At 77.7% G+C, this 19,492-nt stretch carries 16 protein-coding genes; 10 read left to right on the top strand and 6 right to left on the bottom strand.

The features are described from left to right. Positions 1–50 precede the first annotated feature (50 nt). Both EDC03_RS08005 and EDC03_RS08000 read left to right on the top strand, forming a co-directional pair. The gene (locus EDC03_RS08005; protein ID WP_158674238.1) at positions 51–1,157 is read left to right on the top strand and encodes an ATP-binding cassette domain-containing protein; all 1,107 of its coding nucleotides are present in this window, start codon (positions 51–53) and stop codon (positions 1,155–1,157) included. Then, positions 1,154–2,062: an ABC transporter permease gene (locus EDC03_RS08000; protein ID WP_123379641.1), complete on the top strand. Its 909-nt coding sequence runs from the start codon at positions 1,154–1,156 to the stop codon at positions 2,060–2,062. Before EDC03_RS08005 ends, EDC03_RS08000 begins: the two co-directional genes overlap by 4 nt. Before the next feature lie 114 nt (positions 2,063–2,176). Here the strand turns inward: EDC03_RS08000 and greA are convergent, their stop codons facing one another. Together greA and EDC03_RS17560 are read right to left on the bottom strand one after the other, a co-directional pair. After that, entirely contained in the window at positions 2,177–2,692 is a 516-nt protein-coding gene (gene greA, locus EDC03_RS07995) for a transcription elongation factor GreA (RefSeq protein WP_123379640.1), read from the bottom strand. Between the two features lie 251 nt (positions 2,693–2,943). Continuing rightward, entirely contained in the window at positions 2,944–3,384 is a 441-nt protein-coding gene (locus EDC03_RS17560) for a DUF4307 domain-containing protein (protein ID WP_158674237.1), read from the bottom strand. Between the two features lie 304 nt (positions 3,385–3,688). On the opposite strand from EDC03_RS17560, the gene mca reads away from it, so the two are divergent. The 4 genes from mca (at position 3,689) to EDC03_RS07970 (ending at position 7,174) form a co-directional block, all read left to right on the top strand. Further along, positions 3,689–4,561, top strand: coding sequence for a mycothiol conjugate amidase Mca (mca, locus tag EDC03_RS07985; RefSeq protein ID WP_199720071.1), 873 nt, complete (start codon positions 3,689–3,691; stop codon positions 4,559–4,561). After that, complete coding sequence (locus EDC03_RS07980) at positions 4,558–4,890, top strand: hypothetical protein (protein ID WP_123379638.1); 333 nt, start codon at positions 4,558–4,560, stop codon at positions 4,888–4,890. The genes mca and EDC03_RS07980 overlap by 4 nt, the downstream gene beginning before the upstream one ends. Before the next feature lie 170 nt (positions 4,891–5,060). Next, entirely contained in the window at positions 5,061–6,389 is a 1,329-nt protein-coding gene (locus EDC03_RS07975) for a DUF1727 domain-containing protein (protein ID WP_241967088.1), read from the top strand. Next, positions 6,386–7,174 carry a type 1 glutamine amidotransferase gene (locus tag EDC03_RS07970; RefSeq protein ID WP_123379637.1) on the top strand — a complete coding sequence of 263 codons (789 nt, stop codon included), beginning with the start codon at positions 6,386–6,388 and terminating at the stop codon, positions 7,172–7,174. Before EDC03_RS07975 ends, EDC03_RS07970 begins: the two co-directional genes overlap by 4 nt. Before the next feature lie 89 nt (positions 7,175–7,263). On the opposite strand, the gene EDC03_RS07965 is transcribed toward EDC03_RS07970, so the two are convergent. Both EDC03_RS07965 and EDC03_RS17840 read right to left on the bottom strand, forming a co-directional pair. Further along, a complete protein-coding gene (locus EDC03_RS07965; protein ID WP_123379636.1) occupies positions 7,264–7,752 on the bottom strand; it encodes an ATP-binding protein in 489 nt (162 codons plus the stop codon). 260 nt (positions 7,753–8,012) lie between these two features. After that, positions 8,013–10,076 (bottom strand): hypothetical protein, encoded by a 2,064-nt coding sequence (locus tag EDC03_RS17840; protein WP_199720039.1) that lies wholly within the window; start codon positions 10,074–10,076, stop codon positions 8,013–8,015. 196 nt (positions 10,077–10,272) lie between these two features. Here EDC03_RS17840 and EDC03_RS07955 point away from each other — a divergent pair, with 196 nt between their 5' ends. Beyond that, positions 10,273–12,351, top strand: a complete 2,079-nt coding sequence (locus EDC03_RS07955; protein ID WP_123379635.1) for a thioredoxin domain-containing protein — start codon at positions 10,273–10,275, stop codon at positions 12,349–12,351. A gap of 105 nt (positions 12,352–12,456) precedes the next feature. Here EDC03_RS07955 and EDC03_RS07950 read toward each other — a convergent pair whose 3' ends face one another. After that, entirely contained in the window at positions 12,457–14,448 is a 1,992-nt protein-coding gene (locus EDC03_RS07950) for an HNH endonuclease signature motif containing protein (RefSeq protein ID WP_123379634.1), read from the bottom strand. A gap of 553 nt (positions 14,449–15,001) precedes the next feature. Next, a complete protein-coding gene (gene trhA, locus EDC03_RS07945; protein ID WP_123379633.1) occupies positions 15,002–15,769 on the bottom strand; it encodes a PAQR family membrane homeostasis protein TrhA in 768 nt (255 codons plus the stop codon). 190 nt (positions 15,770–15,959) lie between these two features. Between trhA and EDC03_RS07940 the strand changes: the two genes are divergently transcribed. The 3 genes from EDC03_RS07940 to EDC03_RS07930 all read left to right on the top strand — a co-directional run bounded on the left by EDC03_RS07940 (position 15,960) and on the right by EDC03_RS07930 (position 19,471). Continuing rightward, a complete protein-coding gene (locus EDC03_RS07940; protein ID WP_123379632.1) occupies positions 15,960–16,760 on the top strand; it encodes an isoprenyl transferase in 801 nt (266 codons plus the stop codon). A 460-nt stretch (positions 16,761–17,220) separates the two neighbouring features. Next, entirely contained in the window at positions 17,221–18,456 is a 1,236-nt protein-coding gene (locus EDC03_RS07935; RefSeq protein WP_422393807.1) for a PhoH family protein, read from the top strand. Positions 18,457–18,658: 202 nt separating this feature from the next. Further along, a complete protein-coding gene (locus EDC03_RS07930; protein WP_199720037.1) occupies positions 18,659–19,471 on the top strand; it encodes an aggregation-promoting factor C-terminal-like domain-containing protein in 813 nt (270 codons plus the stop codon). Positions 19,472–19,492 lie beyond the last annotated feature (21 nt).

Raw genomic sequence — 19,492 nt, 5'->3', positions numbered from 1 at the left:
CTCCGGCAACCTCGTGGTCGTCGTCGGGGGTCGCCGCTACGGTCGCCGCCGTGACCTCCACCTCCTCCGACCACCCGGTCGTGGCCGAGGGGCTCGTCAAGCGCTACGGCGAGGTGAGGGCCCTCGACGGGCTCGACCTCGCGGTGCCGCGCGGCAGCGTCCTCGGCGTGCTCGGCCCCAACGGCGCGGGCAAGACGACCGCCGTGCGGGTGCTCACCACCCTGCTGCGCCCCGACGCCGGCCGCGCCGTCGTCGCGGGCGTCGACGTCCTCGCGGACCCCAAGGGCGTCCGCCGCCGCATCGGCGTCTCCGGCCAGTACGCCGCCGTCGACGAGGAGCTCACGGGCCGCGAGAACCTCACGATGGTGGGGGACCTCTACCACCTCGGCCGCGGCCCGTCCCGGGACCGGGCCCGCGAGCTCCTCGAGCGCTTCACCCTCACCGACGCGGCAGACCGGCCGGTCAAGACGTACTCCGGCGGCATGCGCCGCCGGCTCGACCTCGCGGGCGCGCTCGTCGCCGAGCCCGAGGTCCTCTTCCTCGACGAGCCGACGACGGGCCTCGACCCGCGCAGCCGCCTCGACATGTGGGACGTCATCGCCGAGCTCGTCTCCGGCGGCACGACGCTCCTCCTGACGACGCAGTACCTCGAGGAGGCCGACCGGCTCGCGGACTCGATCGCGGTCATCGACCGCGGGCACGTCATCGCGGAGGGCACCGCGGACGAGCTGAAGTCCCAGGTGGGCGGCGAGCGGCTCGAGCTCACCGTCGGGCGGTCGGAGGACCTCGGGGCGGCCCGGGACGTGCTCGCGCGCTCGGGCACCGGCGAGATCACCGCCGACGAGCACTCCCGCACCCTGTCGGCGCCCGTCACGGGCGGCGCGGCGGCGCTCGTGCGCGTCCTCACGGCGCTCGGGGAGACGGACGTCGAGGTGCTCGACGCGGGCGTGCGGCGCCCGACCCTCGACGACGTCTTCCTCACCCTCACCGGGCGCGGCGCCGAGGAGGCCGCCGCCGGCGACGGGGACGGCGGCGGCCGCAAGGGCCGGGGCCGGGGTCGCCGGGGCGGGCGCCACAGCGCCCCGGCCGACGGCAGCACGGGGACGGACGGCAGCAGGGGCACCGACGGCAGCACGGACGCGGGGGCGCAGCGATGAGCGGCACGACGGACGCACGGCGACCGGGCCCGAGCACGGGGTCCGCGGCCGGCGGGCGCCGGCCCGAGCCGCCGGAGGCGGGCGGGCTCCGCCAGGCGGTGGGCGACGGCTGGACCATCGCGCGGCGCAACCTCATCCGCGTCAAGCGGGTGCCCGACCTCCTCGTCGGCTCGATCGTCTCGCCGATCATGTTCGTGCTGCTCTTCGCCTACGTCTTCGGCGGGGCCATCTCCCTGCCGGGCGCCGACGGGTCCGCCCCGGACCCGGCGGCCTACCGCGAGTACCTCATCGCCGGGATCTTCGCGCAGACGGTCATCTTCGGGGCCACCATCACCGGCTCGGGCATGGCCCAGGACCTCAAGACCGGGATCATCGACCGCTTCCGGGCCCTGCCGATGGCGCCGTCCGCGGTGCTCGTCGGCCGGACGACGGCGGACGTCGTCAACAACGTCCTCACCGTGGTGATCATGACGCTGACCGGCCTCGTCGTCGGCTGGCGCATCAACACGTCGGTCGGCGAGGCGCTGCTGGGCTACGTCGTCCTGCTCTTCTTCGCCTACTGCGTGAGCTGGATCATGGCGTACCTCGGGCTGCTGGTGCGGACGCCGGAGGTGTTCAACAACGTCACCTTCATCGTCATCTTCCCGCTGACGTTCATCGCCAACACCTTCGTGCCGATCGAGAGCTTCCCCACCGGCCTGCGCCAGTTCGCCGAGTGGAACCCCGTCTCCTCGGTGACCCAGGCGGCGCGGGAGCTCTTCGGCAACCTGCAGGCCGGCGTGCCGACCCCGGAGGCGTGGCCGCTGCAGAACCCCGTGCTCTACACGGTCCTGTGGGGCGTCGTGCTGCTGCTCGTCTTCGTGCCGCTGACCGTGCGGCAGTACCAGCGGGCCGCGGCGCGCTGACGCCGCCCCGGTCCCCGGACGGCCCGACGGGCCCCCCGACGACGACGGCCCGGCACCCCTCGGGGTGCCGGGCCGTCGTCGTGCCGCCCGTTGTGCGCGGGACGGCGGGCGGGGTCAGCCGGAGAAGGGCTCCGCGGACACGACCTTCACGGCGATCGTCTTGCCGTTGGGGGCGGTGTAGCTCGTCTCGTCGCCGGCGGAGCGACCGTTGATGGCGCCGCCGAGGGGCGAGGTGGGGCTGTAGACGTCGAGGTCCGTGCCCTCGGCGACCTCGCGGGAGCCGAAGAGGAAGCGCCGCTCGGTGCCGTTGACCTCGGCGACGACGACCATGCCCGGCTCGACGACGCCGTCGTCGGCCGGCGCGGCGCCGACGGTCGCGTCGCGCAGCAGCTGCGTGAGCTGGCGGATGCGCCCCTCCTGCTTGCCCTGCTCCTCCTTGGCGGCGTGGTAGCCGCCGTTCTCCTTGAGGTCGCCCTCCTCGCGGGCGGCCTCGATGCGCTGGACGATCTCCTGGCGCGCGGGCCCCGAGAGGTGGTCGAGCTCGGCCTTCAGCCGGTCGTAGGCCTCCTGGGTGAGCCAGGCCTGCTGGCCCCCGGAGGGCGCGGCGGGGCTCTGCGTGGTGTCGGTCACGGGGACCTCCTCGGGTCGTGCGGTCCTCGGCGAGGACCGTGGTGGTCTGCGGTGCGGTGCTGCCGTCCCGCGGGACGGAGGGCTCGGTGCTCGTCGGTGCGCGCCCCGGGGAGGGGCGGCGCCCGGCGCGGGTGCGGCACGGAGGGCCACGGGCCGCTCCGGCGGACACCGGCGACCGCCTCCGCAGCACCGCGAACGGGCCACCTTAGCCGACCGGCCCGACCGGACCGCTCAGGTCGGGGGCGGGGCGCTCAGCCCTCGACGGCCTCGCAGCCCATGACCTCGGCGCTGACGGCGCGCTGCTGGGTGCGGATCTCGACCTGCCGCGCGACGACGTCGTCGTCGGCGGGCCCGAGCTCGACCGTCCGCCAGCCGACGGTGGTGAAGTCCTCCGCCATGGCGCGGACGTCGCACCGAACCGTGCCCTCCGGGTCCTTCGTCACCTGGAAGGTCAGCGTGACCGAGGAGTCCGTCGGCTCGGTGAAGCCGATGACCTGCGAGGACACGCGCTGCTGCGCCGCGAGGCCGGAGCCGGCCCACGCCGCCCACCCGAGGGCGGCGAGGAGGGCGAGGACGCCGAGGGCCACGAGGAGCCGCCGCCGGGCCAGCGGGGAGCGGGCGCCGGACGGGCGCGTGCGGCCGTAGCGCTCGTCGAGGCGGGCGCGGGTCGCGCGGTCCGTCGTCGTGCCCACCGTGACCTCCTCCGTGCCGGTGCCGGCGCCACCTCGTGGGGGCTGCGCCGCGCGGTCGGTGCCGTCGTCCATCATGGCCCCCGGGCGTCCGCGCCGCGGAGCCGCCCCGGCGCGCCCCCGCTCGCCGTGGACCACCAGTGACACCAGCACGACCCCGAGCAACCCCGGGCCCAGCAGGCGGCCCGGCGGACCCGAGAGACGGAGCAGCACCGTGCCCACGAACGGCGCCACCGCACGCCACGACGAGCCGCACGCCGACGCCGCGACGACGGCGGCGCTGGCCGGCGACGGCCCGCTGCGCCTCATGGCCGTGCACGCCCACCCCGACGACGAGTCGAGCAAGGGGGCGGCCACGGCCGCCAAGTACGTCGCGGAGGGCGCCGAGGTCCTCGTCGTCAGCTGCACCGGCGGCGAGCGCGGCGACATCCTCAACCCGCGCCTGGCGGACGACCCGCACGTGCTGCGCGACATGGCCGAGGTGCGCCGCGGCGAGATGGCGGCCGCGGCGGCCGCGCTGGGCGTGCAGCACCGCTGGCTGGGCTTCGTCGACTCCGGCCTGCCGGAGGGCGACCCGCTGCCGCCGCTGCCGGACGGCTGCTTCGCGCTCGAGGAGGTCGAGACGGCCGCCGCGGCGCTCGTGCGCCTCGTCCGCGAGTTCCGGCCGCACGTCATGACGACGTACGACGAGGAGGGGGGCTACCCCCACCCCGACCACATCATGTGCCACAAGGTGTCCGTGGCGGCCTTCGAGGGCGCGGCCGACCTCGGGCGCTTCCCGGGCGGCGAGCCGTGGCAGCCCCTCAAGCTCTACTACAACGGCGGCTTCAGCCGGGAGCGGCTGCAGGTCTTCCACGACGCCCTGCTGGCGGCGGGGCAGGAGTCGCCCTTCGCCGAGTGGCTGGAGCGGCGCTCCGAGCGGCCCGAGCGGCGGGTCGACACCAAGGTGCCGTGCGCGGACTTCTTCGAGGCTCGGGACGCCGCCCTCCTGGCGCACGCCACCCAGATCGACCCCGACGGCTTCTTCTTCCGCGTCCCGCGGGAGCAGCAGGTCGAGCTGTGGCCCACCGAGGAGTTCGAGCTGGCGCGCTCGCTCGTGCCCACGAGCGTCCCGGAGGACGACCTCTTCGCCGGCGTCCGCCACCTCGTCGAGGGCGGCGCCGAGCGGGAGACCGCGTGACCGGCCCGCTGGGCGGGGCGCTGCTGGCCCTGGCCGGCCCGGTGCTCGCGGCGCCGGCCCTGCTCGCCGCGCCGACGCCGGCCCCCACGGGCGGCGCCGGCAGCGGGGGCGTCGTCGGCGGGGGCACGGTCGAGGCGTCGTCCATCGGGCCCGGCATCGTCGGCTTCCTCGCGACCTTCGCCATCGTCCTCGTGTCGGTCCTCGTCATCCTCAGCATGGTCCGGCGGCTGCGGCGCATGGAGGCGCGCCGCCGGGCCGACGAGGCCGTGGAGGAGGAGCGCCGCCGCGAGACCGGCACCGGGCTCCCGGGGGACGGGCGGACGCCGTGACGTCGGCCCCCGGCACCGGGGACGCCGGGCGGTCCGGGGACGCCGGGGGAGGCCCGGCCGACCGTGAGGCCCTGCCCGGCGGGCCCGCCACCCCTGCCACCGCCGACTCGCCCGGTGCGCCCCCGCCGCGGCCCGGCGCGGGCCCGGCGCCCGTGCGGCCGGCGCGGCGGGTGGGCCTGCGCACCCGGCTCGCCCGGGCGGCGGGCTCCGCCGCGGGGGCGGCGTCGCGGCTGTCCGGCCGCGGGGCGGGCGAGGTCGTCACCGGCCGCGTCGTCCTCCGGCTCGCGCCCCGGGCCGTCCACGAGCTCGCGGGGGAGCGCGTGGCGGCGGTCGTCTCGGCGACCAACGGCAAGACGACGACGACCCGCCTGCTCACCGCGGCCCTCGACGCCGCCCACGGCGGGGTCGTCAGCAACGGCGGGGGCGCGAACATGCGCGCCGGCGTCGTCAGCGCCCTCCTCGCGGGGCCGGGCGAGGCCGTGCTCGAGGTCGACGAGATGCACCTCGCCGGTCTGCTCCCGGAGCTCGCGCCGCGCGTCGTCCTCCTCATGAACCTCTCCCGCGACCAGCTGGACCGGACCGCCGAGACCCGTCAGCTGGCGGCCGGCTGGCGCCGCGCGCTCGCGGGCCTCGGGACGGACGGCGGCCGTGGCGTCGTCGTCGCCAACGCCGACGACCCGCTCGTCGTCTGGGCCGCCGGCACGGCGCCGCGCGTCGTCTGGGTGTCGGTCGGCTCGTCGTGGACGGCCGACGCCCGCAGCTGCCCGCGGTGCGAGCAGCTGCTGACGCTCCCCGGCGACCCGGGGGACGGCCGCGCGGCGGCCGACGGCGCGGAGCAGGCCGGTGGCTGGCGGTGCCTGTCCTGCGGGCTCGAGCGCCCGGCGCCCGGCCTCGTCCTCGAGGGCGGCGACGTCCACGAGCCCTCCGCGGGCGGCCCGCGCCGCCACCCGGTCCGCCTCGCGCTGCCGGGCCAGGCCAACCGCCGGAACGCGGCGATGGCGGCGGCGGCCGCCGCCGAGCTCGGCGTGCCCGTCGGCGACGCGCTCGCGGCCATGACCGACGTCGGGGACGTCGCGGGGCGCTACGCCTGGCTGCGGGCCGGCGGGGTCCGCTTCTGGCTCCTCCTGGCCAAGAACCCGGCCGGGTGGGTCGAGAACTTCGACGTCATGGGCACGAGCGACCGGCCGCTCGTCCTCGCCGTCAACGCGCAGGGCGCGGACGGCCGGGACACCTCGTGGATCTACGACGTGCCGTTCGAGCGGCTGCGCGGCCGTCGCGTCGTCGTGGCCGGCGAGCGGTCGGCCGACCTGTCGCTGCGGCTCGCCGTCGCGGGCGTCGACCACCGCACGGTCGGCGACCTCGGCGGTGCGCTGCGGGCGGCGCAGGCGCTCGGTCCCGGGCCGTCGGCCGCGCCGGGCGAGGAGGAGGGGGTCGACGTGGTCGGCAACTACACGGCGTTCCAGCAGCTTCGAGGCCTCGTGGCGGGGGGCGACCGGTGAGCGCGTCCGCGGTGAGCGTCGCCGTCCTGTACCCCGAGCTGCTCGGCACCTACGGCGACGGCGGCAACGCCGCCGTCCTCGCGGCGCGCGGCCGGGCCCGCGGCCTCGAGGTCGAGGTCGTCGAGGTGGTGGGCAGCGAGCCGCTGCCCTCGTGCGACGTCTACCTGCTCGGCGGCGGCGAGGACGGGCCGCAGCGCCACGTCGCGCGGCTCCTCGCCGAGGGCGACCGCATGGCCCGTGCCGTCGAGGCGGGCGGGGCGGTCCTCGCGGTGTGCGCGGGGATGCAGATCCTCGGCTCGGCCTTCCGCGACGTCGACGGACCCGTCCCCGGGCTCTCGCTGCTCCCGTGCCGGACGGTCGAGCCGCTGCCCACGCAGCGCCGCGCCGTCGGCGAGGTCGTCGTGGAGCCCGAGGCCGGGCTCTCCGACGTCCCGGGGCTGCCGCCCCTGCCCACGCTCGTGGGCTTCGAGAACCACGGCGGCCGGACGGCGCTCGAGCCGGGGGCGACCGCCCTCGGCCGGGTCGTCCGCGGCGTCGGCAACGGCGTGGAGGTCGACGGCGCGGCGCCGGTCGACGGCGTCGTCGCCGGCCGGGTCGTCGGCACCTACCTCCACGGCCCGGTGCTGGCGCTCAACCCCGCGCTGGCCGACCGGCTCCTCGGCTGGGCCACGGGCGGCGACCCGTCCGCGCTGCCGCCGGGCGACGAGCGGCTCGTGCGGCTCGACGAGGCCGCCGCGGCGGCGCGCGCGGTACGGCTGCGGATGGCGGGGCTGCCCACCGGCTGACGCCGGTGGATCCGGTCTCCCGGGCGGGGCTCCCGAGCCCCGACCGGGAGAAGGGGGCCGGGAGAAGAGGACCGGGGGACCGTCGGGGGTCAGAGCCCGGGCGGGCCCGGGACGGCGCCCTGGGCGGCGCGGTGGTCGGTGTCGGGGCCGTCGAAGGCGAAGCGCGCCCACACGTGCTTGGCGTCGGTGTCGAGGTACCAGCCGACGCCGTCGGCGAGACGCGCCGTGAGGTACATGCCGTAGCCGCCCTCGCCCAGCGGCCGTCCACCGGACATCTCGGGCGCCCTGTCGGCGGTGTCCGTGACGTCGACGAGGCAGGCGACGGCGTCGCAGAGCAGCCGGACGGTGCTGGGCGGCGCCCCGTGGCGCAGCGCGTTGGTGGCCAGCTCGCTGACGACGAGGACCACGCGGTCCTGGAGGTCCTGCAGCAGCGCCGACTCGACCTGGCCGCGGGCCAGCAGCTCCGTGTGGAGCTCGCGGCGGATGCGGGCGAGGTCGTCGGAGGTGGAGAGGTCCCAGGCGGTGACCTCGGCGAACCCGTCCGGCGGCCGCGCGTCGGCCATCAGCGCGTCGGGCACGCGGGCACCTCCTCGAAGACCGCGGCGCACGCCGCGGGCCGTCGGCCCCGGCGTCCCGCGGGAGCACGTCGCCGGCCGGACGGGGGAACGGTACGGCCCGCAGGCTCCTCACGCCCGGCCGGGGATGCCGACGCGCCGGGACGCCACCCACGACCGGCCCGGGGCCGGAGCCGGGGCCGCCACCGGAGCGGTCCGGTGGCGCGACCCGTGAGGGGCCGCGCGGCGCGGGGCGTGCGGCGGGGGGCCGAGCCGGGGCAGCGTCAGCCGAGCAGGTGCACGACGGGCACGGCGAGGGCGACGACGGCGGCGAGCGCGGCCGCGGCGGCGACCGGCCGGTCGAGGTGCACCCCGGCGTCGGGGCGCGACGACGCCCCGGCGTCCCGGCGCCAGCGCTCGACCAGGCGGGCGGCCCGCTCGGCGCCGAGGCCGGTCGGCGCGCGGCCCCCCACCGCGTCGACGTCCTCGTCGAGGTCGACACCCACCCCGAGCAGCACGTCGTCCTCGACGACCCGGGTGCCGACGACGTCGTCCCAGCCGAGCCGTCGCTCCAGCCCGCCGTCCCGGGCGACGACGCCGTCCCGGTCGCACCGCACCCGCCGGCGCGAGGCCGCCAGCCCACCGACACCGGGCACCCCGAGGGTGATCGGCCAGACCGCGTCCTGCCAGCCCTGCCACGGCTGGACGACGACCGCGAGCCAGAGCCCGAGGGGGACGAGGACCACCGAGACCGCCAGGAGGCGCCGCGCCGCGGACGTCCCCAGGTCGACGACGAGGGGCTCCTCGTCCTCGTCCACCCCGCGGACGGGGTGCGGCAGTGGCCCGCCGGGCCGGCCGGGCAGGCCGTGGCCGTCGAGGTGCCGCGGCGCGTCCGCGAGCAGCCGCAGCCAGCGGTGGTCGCCCAGGGTGAGGGGGGCGAGCGGTCCCGACGGCACGAGCACGTGGTCCTCGGTGACCGCGACGGCGAGGCCGCCGGGGCGGTCGCCGCCGAGGAGGACGGTCGGCTGCGCGAGGTCGTCGGGCGCGGTGCTCCCGACCTCGCCGCGCCACGCGGCGGCGAAGTCCTGCTGCAGCGCGGTCCAGGCCGGGTCGTCCTCGTCCTCGTCCTCGTCCCCGTCGTCCCCGTCCCCGTCGTCCCCGTCCCCGTCGTCCCGGTCCCCGTCGTCCCCCTCGTCGTGGGGCTGCCGGCCGTCCTCCCCGCCGTCGGCGTCGCGGTGCGGGCCGTCGTCGTCCGGCACCGGCTCGCGCATCGTCGTGTCGCGGTAGACCTCGTGGTGGAGGAGGCCGACGGCCTCGAGCACCTCCTCGAGCGTCCCGTCGGGCCCGGAGGGCTCGGCGAGCGGGAGCCGCAGCCCGAGCGCGGGGAGCAGCACGGCGTCGCCGTCCTCCGAGGGGACAGAGCTCGTCCGCCACGCCGGGCCGCCGTCGAGCAGCAGCTGCCGTCGGCGCCGCCGGGTGCGCAGCGCCGGGACGAGACCGGCGACGAGGCCGGCCGCCGCCGCCCCGGCGGCGAGCACGAGGGCGTCGTCGGCCCGGACGGGCTCCTCGTCGAGGCTCACCCAGGTCTCCTCGCCGCCGCGGTCGACGAGCGCCGGCAGCCGGTCGCCGACGGCGTGGTCCTCCAGCGGCTCGAGGACGACGACGCCGGTGACGCCGGGCACCTCGACGTCGACGGTCAGGTCCTCGTCGTCCACGGCGACGACCTCGACCACGACCGGCTCGGCGCGGGCCAGGTGCTCGGCCAGCCCGCCCCGGCTGTGCCACCACCACCCGCCGGCCGCCGCGGCGACGACGAGGGCGACGACGACGAGCGCACCCCGCGGGCCGAGCCCGCGCGTGACGAGCACCTCCCGGCCGTGGACGGGCAGCCGCCGTGCCGGCCCGTCGGGACGGCCCGTCGGGCGCAGGACGAGCGCGGCCCAGACCAGCGCGGCGCCGAGCGCCTGCGCCGCGACGGGGGCGGACCACACGAGCGGGTCCCCGGCCTCCCGGTAGGCCAGGAGGCTGCCGACCGCGCCGACGGCCAGCACCGGCAGGCCGACCAGCGGCTGCAGCCACGTCAGCAGCAGCCCCGCCAGGTGGACGCCGTCGACGACGTCCGTGCTCGCCGCCCACACGCAGGGGCTCGCCGGCGTGCACGGCGTGCCCACCACCTCGCTGACCGCGACGTCGGCCACGACGAGGGCGGTCAGCAGGGCCGGCACGACGACGCGCAGCACCCACCAGGGACGCGTGGCGAGCGGGCCGGGCGTCGCCGACGGCAGGTCGGCGAGCAGGCGGGCGTGCTCGGCGGCGCGCCCGGGGTCGGGCGCGTCGGTGCTGGTCACGGTGGCTCCGGGAGGTCGGCGGCGAGGGGCTCACGGCCCCGGTCCAGCATCGGCGGGCGGCGACTCACCCGGCGTCGGTGGTGGGGGTCTCGCCCGATCGGGCGAGGCGTCACGGCGAGGCGTCGTGGCGGTGCGTCATGGGGGCGCGCGCCGGGGCGCCGGGCGGTCCCGGGAGCCGCCCCGCACGATGGGGTGCATGCCGAACCGCCTGGCGACCGCCACGAGCCCGTACCTGCTCCAGCACGCCGACAACCCCGTCGACTGGCGCGAGTGGGGCCCCGAGGCCTTCGCCGAGGCGCGGGAGCGGGACGTGCCCGTCCTCGTCTCGGTGGGCTACGCCGCCTGCCACTGGTGCCACGTCATGGCGCACGAGTCCTTCGAGGACCCGGAGGTCGGGCGGGTGCTCGACGCGGGCTTCGTCGCCGTCAAGGTCGACCGGGAGGAGCGGCCCGACGTCGACGCCTCCCTCATGCGCGCGGTCACGGCGATGACCGGGCAGGGCGGCTGGCCGATGACGGTCTTCTGCACGCCCGACGGCGAGCCCTTCCACGCGGGCACCTACTACCCGCCGACGCCGCACCCGCGGATGCCGAGCTTCCGGCAGCTGCTCGACGCCGTCGGCGAGGCCTGGCGCGACCGGCGCGAGGAGGTCGTCGACCAGGGGGCACGGGTGGCGGAGGCGCTCGCGCGGCGCCCCGCGGTCGGCGACGGTGCGGCACCGCCCCCGGACGCGGAAGCCCTCGGCGCCGCGGTCACCGCCCTGCTCGCCGAGGAGGACACCGTCCACGGCGGCCTCGGCGGCGCACCGAAGTTCCCGCCGTCCGCCGTCTGCCTGTGGCTGCTCCGGCACGCGGCGACCGACGCCCCGACCGCCGCCGACGCCCTCGGGCTCGCCGGCCGCACGCTCACGGCGATGGCCCGCTCCGGCACCTACGACCAGGTCGGCGGCGGCTTCGCCCGCTACGCCGTCGACGCCGCCTGGGTCGTGCCCCACTTCGAGAAGATGCTCTACGACAACGCGCAGCTGGCGCGCGCCTACCTGCACTGGTGGCGGCTGACGGGCGAGCCCACCGGGGCCCGGGTCGCCGAGGAGACCTGCGACTGGATGGTCTCCACGCTCGGCACCGCGGAGGGCGGTCTGGCCTCGTCGCTCGACGCCGACACCCCGGTCGAGGGCCCCACCGGGACGCACGGCGTCGAGGGCGCCACCTACGTCTGGACGCCCCTGCAGCTGGCCGAGGTCCTCGGGCCCGACGACGGCCGCGGGGCGGCAGACCTCCTCGGCGTCACCGCGGAGGGCACGTTCGAGCACGGCTCCTCGACGCTGCGGCTGACGCGCGACCCGTGGGCCGACCCCGACGACGCCGCGCGCTGGACGTCGGTGCGGGACCGCCTCCGCGCGGCCCGGGCGCAGCGGCCGCAGCCCGCGCGTGACGACAAGGTGGTCATGGCCTGGGACGGGCTGGCCGTCGCGGCGCTCGCCGAGACGGGTGCGCTGCTCGGACGGCCCGACCTCGTGGCGGCCGCCGGGCGCGTCGCCGACCTGCTCGTCGCGGTGCACCGCGGCGGCGACGGGCGGTGGGTGCGGACGTCCCGCGACGGGCGCGCCGGGGCCTCCCGGGCGGTGCTCGAGGACCTCGGCGGCCTCGCGGAGGGGCTCCTCGCTCTCCACGCGGTGACGGGCGACCCCGACCGGGCCCGCCTGGCCGAGGAGCTGTGCGAGGTCGTGCTCGCCGAGCACGTCGACGAGCGGGGGGACCTCGCGGACGTCGCGGCCTCGGCCGACGACGCCGTGCTCGACCGGCTCGGTCGTCACACCGACCCGACGGACGGCGCGGCCCCGTCGGGCACGAGCGCGGCCGCGGGCGCCCTGCTCGGCGTCGCGGCGCTGACGGGCTCGGACCGGCTGCGCGCCGCGGCCGATCGGGCGCTCGCGCCGGCCGCGGAGCTCGTCCGGGCGGCGCCCCGCTTCGCCGGGTGGGCCATGGCGGTGGCCGAGGCCGCCCTCGACGGCCCCCGGGAGGTGGCCGTCCTCGGTCCGGACGGCGACGCCGCGACGGACGCCCTGCACCGCGCCGCGCTCGCGGGCACCGCGCCCGGGCTGGTCGTCAGCCGCGGCGAGCCCGGCGCCACCGTGCCGGCGGTCCTCGCCGACCGTGGCCTCGTCGGCGGCCGACCCGCGGCCTACGTCTGCCGCGGCCACGTCTGCGACGTCCCGACGACGGACCCGGCCGCCCTCGCCGTCGCCCTGGGGAGCCGCCCTCCGGCGCACTGACGTCCGCGCCGGGTGCCGTGGGGCAGATGGCGGGACGGCGAGGACGCCGGCGGCGCGACGTGCCCACGGTGGCCCTGGGGGGCGCGAGGCGCCGGGGCGGCCGACTCAGAAGGGCGGCGGTTCGTCTTCGTTCGGCAGGGCCGGTGGCGCGGGCGGTTCGCGGTGGTGGGTGGTCGCGGTGGTAGCGGCGCTGATGAGCAGGAGCGCGCCGGGCCAGGCCATGTCGACGGTCGGGTACGAGCAGTCGAGGGGATCTCCGAGGTCGTCCCAGCCGGCGGGCAGGGGCGTGCCGTCGCCGTCGCGGCTGGTGGTGGGTCGGGGGAGGAAGGGTGGTGCGGGGTCGTCGTGGACGAGGCCGAGGGGTGAGGTCCACCGGGTGCCGAGGCCGTGCAGGTCGGTCGGGTCGTCGGTGATCGGCTGGACGAGCCAGCCGTAGTGGGTGCGGCACTGGTGGTGCTTGCGGCAGCGGGGGCGGAGGTTGCACTCGCAGGTCGGCCCGCCACTGCCGTGGGGGACCTGGTGGTCGAGGTCGCAGCGGACCGACGGCTGGGTGCAGCCGGGGTGGGTGCACTCGGGCAGGGCGGTGCGGATGTAGCGGGACTGCTCGGCGGTCGGGACGTAGTCGGTGGGTAGGCCGGCGAGAGGGCAGGTCGACGCGGGCGGCGTCCCGGAGGCGGAGGCCCACGGGGGTGTGGCGACGCCGGGCGTGCTGGGGCCGGGCGTGCTGGGGCCGGGCGTGCTGGGGCCGGGCGTGCTGGGGCCGGGCGTGACGGCGTCGGAGATGCGGGTGAGCTTGTCGGCGAGGCCGGCTGGCACCTGTCGCGTGGTAGGCGTCGGTGGGGGCGCTGGTGGCATGCCGGTCCCGCTGTCACCAGGCGGGTAGGGGACCGCGTCTGCGTCAGGCGTCGGAGCGGGCGGGATGGTCGGTGGAGTCGTGGTGGGCGGTGCTGCCGGCGGACCGTCGTCGGTGACGCCGGGGATAGGCAAGCCGGTGATCTGGGTGGTCGCGTCGGTGCCGGCCGGCGTCGTCGTCGTCGTGCGGGTGTCGAGGTGGTGGAGGTGTCCGTCGACGCCGAGGACCTTCCCGGTGAAGGGGTCGGTGAGGATCCGGCGGAAGGGGTGGCCGGCGGCGAGGAGCTCACGGGCGACGTCGGCGGGGACGGCGCCGTGGCCGGCGAGCCACGCCTGCTCGTCGTCGAGGCCGAGCAGCGTGGGGAGCGAGACGTTGAGCTGGGGGCCGTGGCACTGCCCGGCGTGCGCCCGGCCGTCCTCACGTGCGCCGGTACCGGTGCCGGTGTCGGTGGCCAGGCCGACCAACGCGTCGAAGCGGCGGGCGTCGACGCCGCGCTGGTCGGGCAGGTCGGTGGCGGTGCCGTCGGCGGCCGCCGCGATGGGGTCGAGGCCTGCGGCGACGGCGGCGTGCGGGTCCGCGGCGGCGTGGGGGCCGGTGCGGGTGGTGACCCAGGTGGTGATCCTTTGGAACAGGGCGGTGATGTCGGCGACGGGGCCGGTGGCGACGAGCTCGGCCGCCCCGTCGCCGAGGGGCTGGACGAGGACCTGCCGGCGGCAGGTCTCGTACCGGACGCGGCGGTTGGTCGCGTCCACCTCGAGCCGGGCCACGAGGGCCCGCACCTTGCGCGTGACCCCGCGTGGGTCTAGGCGGGGCAGGTCGTCGGCGACCTCGGCGTCGATCCACCGGGCCTGCTCAGGCGTCAGGCCCGCCGTCTCGGTGACGACGGCGTGCGCCTGTGCGGAGCAGATGGCCCCGACGCGCAGCGCGGCCCGGGTCTGCGGCAGCACGGTCGTCAGCGCGAGTGCGTCCTGGACGAGGCGGCGTGCTCCGGCGACCCCGACGTGCAGGGCGAGGGCGATCTCGGTGATGACGGCCTCGGCGGGGTCCCCGCCGAGGCGGCCGAAGCGGGCGGTCTCGACCGGGTCGCCGTCGACCGGGACGCCCAGGGAGGCGGCGACCTCGTCGACGAGGTCGGCCACCAGCCCAAGCATCGCGGCGTGCTGGATCGACGCGGCGGCGTGGGCGTCGCGGAGCTGGTCCAGGACGGCCCGGCCCGCGCGTCGGGAGACCGGGAGGTCGCCCACCGGGACATCGGCCGGGCCGGCTGACGCCGAGGCATCGGGGGCGGCACCAGACGGTGCACCGGACTGAGCACCGGCCGGAGCACCCGACGCGTCGAGCCCGTCGGCCGCCCATGGGGCGTGGTCGCGCGGGCGACCCTCCTCGGGCTCTTGCAGTCCCACCTCGACCACCCCCTCGTGACCACCGTCCGAACGCGTGTTCGAATGATAGTCGAGGGGGCCGACAGCCGCCACGGTCGTCCACCGACGGCGAGAGGCGACGGGAGGAGCCTGCCGCGAAGGGGCAGCGTCGGTCCGGCTTCCGTCCGGAGGCGTCAGGGCGACGGCTCCCGGCGCCGGTCGCCGGGCATGGGACACGCGCCGGAGCTGCCGCCACTCGATCGCCCGGCAGGCCCCGGGGAGCTTTCGGGGGCCGCCCGGTGAGCCCCCGGGGAGCTTCCGGCGGGCTCTCGATGAGCCGGGATCCTTGGGGGCTCGGGCTCGGGTCCGCCGGGCATCGGGTCGCGGAGGACGGCGACGACGACGGTGGCCGGCAGGACCGGGCCGGGGCCGCGGCTCAGGCGCCGGGGACGTCCCCGCGGTACAGGGCCAGGGAGGCAGCCACGTAGTGGCACACGAAGCCGACGACCGTCAGCGCGTGGAAGATCTCGTGGAAGCCGAAGTAGCGCGGGCTCGGGTCGGGCCTCTTGAGCCCGTAGACGAGCGCGCCGGCGGTGTAGGCGAGGCCGCCGACGACGACGAGCACCGTCACGGCCGTCCCCCCGCCGCGGAGGAACTGGGGGAGGAAGGCGACCGCCACCCAGCCCATCGCGACGTAGGCGGGGACGTACAGCCACCGCGGGGCGCCGACCCAGAAGATGCGGAAGGCGATGCCCGCGAGCGCGGCCAGCCAGGCGACGAGCAGGAGCACCCGCCGGGGGCCGTCCTCGAGGAGGAGGACGGCGAAGGGCGTGTAGGTGCCCGCGATGATGAGGAAGATGTTCGAGTGGTCGAACCGCTTGAGGACCATCGTCGTCCGCGGTGACCACGTACCCCGGTGGTACAGCGCGCTGATGCCGAAGAGCAGGGCCGCCGTCAGCCCGAAGATCGCCATCGCCCAGCGGCTGCGGGCGTCTGGCGCCAGGGCGACGGCGACGATCCCGGCCGCCACGACGAGCGGGAACATGCCGAGGTGCAGCCAGCCGCGCAGCAGGGGCTTGACGGCCCGCACCACGTCGGGGGCGCCGGGCCTCCCGGGCGCCCCGCGGGTCGGGGCCGCCGACGGGCGGGTGGTCGGGTCGAGGGCGCTGCTGCCGCCCTCGCCGGTGCTCCTCGCGCTGCCCACGGCCGCCTCCTGACGTCGGTCCGAGCCCTGCCGCCGACGGGTCGGCGGCACCCCGAGGGTAGTCGCGACGACGTGGCCCCCCGTCGCCGTCCACGACCGGCGGTTGACGACCGGCGATCGGCGACCGGCGGACGACGACCGGCGGCTGACGGCCGGTGGCCGTCCGGGGCCGGACGAGTAGCGTGACGGCGTGCCCCTGCGAGACCTCGTGTACCGGCTCTACGAGCGCCGGCTCGAGCGGTCCGTCGCCGGGCGGCACCGGGGCGACCGGCTGCTGGGCCGCGGTCCCCACCCCGCCGGCCCCCACCACGTCGGCGTCATCCTCGACGGCAACCGCCGCTGGGCCCGCCAGTCCGGCCTCGCGGCCCAGGACGGCCACCGGCAGGGCGCCGGGAAGATCGTCGACTTCCTCGGCTGGTGCGAGGACGCGGGCGTCGGCGTCGTCACGCTCTACCTGCTCTCCACCGACAACCTGCGGCGCGACCCGGACGAGGTCGCCGAGCTCCTCGGCATCATCGAGCAGGCCGTCGACGACCTCGTGGCGACGGGGCGGTGGCGGGTCCACCCCATCGGCGCCCTGCACCTGCTGCCCCCCGCGACGGCGGCCCGGCTCGCCGAGGCGGCGGCCAGCACCCGCGACGGCGGCGGGCTTCACGTGAACGTGGCCGTCGGCTACGGCGGCCGCCAGGAGATCGCCGACGCCGTCCGCTCGCTCCTGCGCGACGCCGCCCGCGACGGCCGCACCCTCGAGGAGCTGGCCGACGTCGTCACGGTCGACCACATCGCCGAGCACCTCTACACGAAGGGTCAGCCGGACCCCGACCTCGTCATCCGCACGTCGGGGGAGCAGCGGCTGTCCGGCTTCCTGCTCTGGCAGAGCGCGCACAGCGAGTTCTACTTCTGCGAGGCCCTGTGGCCGGCGTTCCGCCGCGTCGACCTCCTCCGCGCGCTGCGCGCCTACGCGGCGCGCGAGCGGCGCTACGGCTCCTGACGCCACTCTCCCGACGCCGACGCCAGAGCTCCGTCGCGGCCCGGCCGCGCCGTCCCGCGGCACCGGGCTTTGTCCCCGTCCGCCCCGTCGCCCTCATTCGCACCGTCCGTCACGCGGGTCCCGGCCGGCGGCTCACCCGTCCGTGCGACGCGCCCGGTCGCTCCCCGGCACGCCCCGTCGCCGCGGCTAGCGTCGGGAGCGGCGGCGGGCCGACCCCGTCGCCCCGGGAGGTCGGGGTGACGCACGGTCGAGGTGCCCCCGCGGGGAGGTGGCCGGCCCACGCCGGGCCGCGTCGCCGCGGCGCCGCCGACCCGCGCGCCGCACGGCCCGCCCTGCCGGCCCAGCCCGTCGAGTAGCCGCCCGCGCGGCTGCGCGGGCGGGTGAGGAGCACCTCGTGGCCACCACCCCCGCGCGCACGTACGTCCTCGACACCTCGGTCCTGCTCTCCGACCCGCACGCGATGCAGCGCTTCGCCGAGCACGAGGTCGTGCTGCCGCTCGTCGTCGTCGTCGAGCTGGAGGCCAAGCGCCACCACCCGGAGGTCGGCTACTTCGCGCGCACGGCCCTGCGCCTGCTCGACGACCTGCGTGCCCGCCACGGACGGCTCGACGGGCCGGTCCCGGTGGGCGAGCACGGGGGGACCCTGCGGGTCGAGCTCAACCACGTCGACCCGACGTCGCTGCCCGCCGGGCTCCGGCTCGGGGACAACGACTCCCGCGTCCTCGCGGTCGCGCGCAACCTGTCCGCGGAGGGCGGCGACGTCGTCGTCGTCAGCAAGGACACCCCGATGCGGGTCAAGGCGTCCGCGCTCGGCCTGGCGGTGGAGGAGTACCGGGCCGACGCCGCCGTGGACTCGGGCTGGACGGGGCTCGCGGAGCTCGAGCTCGCCGAGGACGACATGGCCGCCCTCTACGGCGAGGAGCGCCTCGAGGACCCGCGCGCGGCCGAGCTGCCCGTGCACACCGGGCTCGTCCTCCTCTCCGCCCGCGGGTCCGCGCTCGGCCGGGTGGCGCCCGACAAGTCGGTCCGGCTCGTCCGCGGCGACCGGGAGGCCTTCGGCGTCCGTGGCCGCAGCGCCGAGCAGCGGGTGGCCCTCGAGCTGCTCTTGGACCCGGAGGTGGGGATCGTCAGCCTCGGCGGCCGCGCCGGCACCGGGAAGTCGGCGCTCGCGCTGTGCGCGGGCCTCGAGGCGGTGCTCGAGCGCCGCACGCAGAAGAAGGTCGTCGTCTTCCGCCCGCTCTACGCCGTCGGCGGGCAGGACCTCGGCTACCTCCCCGGCAGCGAGGCCGAGAAGATGGGGCCCTGGGCCCAGGCGGTCTTCGACACGCTCGGCGCGCTCGTCAGCTCCGAGGTGGTCGAGGAGGTCATGGCCCGCGAGCTGCTCGAGGTGCTCCCGCTCACCCACATCCGCGGCCGCAGCCTCCACGACGCCTTCGTGGTCGTCGACGAGGCGCAGTCGCTCGAGCGGGGCGTCCTGCTCACCGTGCTCTCGCGCATCGGGCAGGGGAGCCGCGTCGTCCTCACCCACGACGTCGCCCAGCGCGACAACCTCCACGTGGGGCGGCACGACGGCGTCGCGGCCGTCATCGAGGCGCTCAAGGGGCACCCGCTCTTCGCGCACGTGACCCTCACCCGCTCGGAGCGCTCGCCCGTGGCCGCCCTCGTCACCGAGCTGCTGGAGGGCCTCGAGCCCTGACCGCGACCGGCGCCCGACGGCGCCGGCGCCCCGTCCGTCCCGGCGCGGGCCCCTCCGCCGGGTCGGTGACGCAGCGCTCACGACCCGGCGGTGTGGTCACCCCGGGTGACGTCGGAGGTGACGGATTTGGACCGTGACCTGTTCGTGATGCAACCTGGCGCCTCCGCGCGCCGACCAGGGCGTGCCCGAGGGAAGGCAGGCCGTGGGCCGTCATCGCACCGAGGACCGCCACGGCAGGCACCTCTCCAGCAGCTCCCGCACGACCACCCCGGGTGACGGCGCCGGTGGCGCCGCCCGGCACGCGGCCCCCGTCGACGCCCGGGCCCCCCGCGCCGCGGGCCTCCGCTCGCGCGCCGGCCGGGTCGTCCTCGCCGTCGGCGTCGGCGCGGCCGTCGTGGCCGCCGGCACCGGCGCCGTGACGGCGAGCGCCCCGTCGGCGACGACCGGCGGGGCCCCGGCCGCCCTCGCGCCCGTCGCGGCGACCCCCGCCGCGCCCACGACGCCGCCCCCCGCCGTCCCCGACGACTCCCGGGCCGACCTGCGCGCCGAGGAGGCCGTCGCCTCCGAGCACCGCGCGGCCGTCCGCGACCGCCTCGCCGCGGAGGCCGCCGCCGAGGCGGCCCGCGTCGAGGCCGAGCGCGTCGCCGCCGAGGAGCTCGCCGCCCGCGAGGCCGCGCTCGCCGAGGCGGAGGAGGCGGCCAGCCGCAGCGCCCAGCGCGACCCCAAGCCGATCGCGGCGGACATGGTGGCCGAGCGCGGCTGGTCCTCCGAGCAGTTCTCCTGCCTCGAGCAGCTCTGGACCAAGGAGAGCGGCTGGCAGTACGACGCCGACAACCCCACGTCCAGCGCCTACGGCATCCCCCAGGCACTGCCCGGGTCGAAGATGGCGAGCGCCGGTGCCGACTGGGAGACCAACCCCGTCACGCAGATCTCGTGGGGCCTGGAGTACATCGACGACGTCTACGGCACCCCGTGCAGCGCCTGGTCGCACAGCCAGGCGGTCAACTGGTACTGAGCCGTCCGCCGGCCCCGCCCG

It is taken from the genome of Pseudokineococcus lusitanus, from assembly GCF_003751265.1.
GTDB classification, from domain to species: domain Bacteria; phylum Actinomycetota; class Actinomycetes; order Actinomycetales; family Quadrisphaeraceae; genus Pseudokineococcus; species Pseudokineococcus lusitanus.
Note: the sequence above shows the minus strand (reverse complement) of the source record. Positions and strands in the feature narration are given on the sequence as shown.

What these genes read in the sequence shown, in the direction of transcription:
- EDC03_RS07935 (WP_422393807.1), top strand. Translation starts at nt 17,221, where the DNA reads ATGCAGCGCTTCGCCGAGCACGAGGTCGTGCTGCCGCTCGTCGTCGTC.
- EDC03_RS07955 (WP_123379635.1), top strand. Translation starts at nt 10,273, where the DNA reads ATGCCGAACCGCCTGGCGACCGCCACGAGCCCGTACCTGCTCCAGCAC.
- mca (WP_199720071.1), top strand. Translation starts at nt 3,689, where the DNA reads ATGGCCGTGCACGCCCACCCCGACGACGAGTCGAGCAAGGGGGCGGCC.
- EDC03_RS08000 (WP_123379641.1), top strand. Translation starts at nt 1,154, where the DNA reads ATGAGCGGCACGACGGACGCACGGCGACCGGGCCCGAGCACGGGGTCC.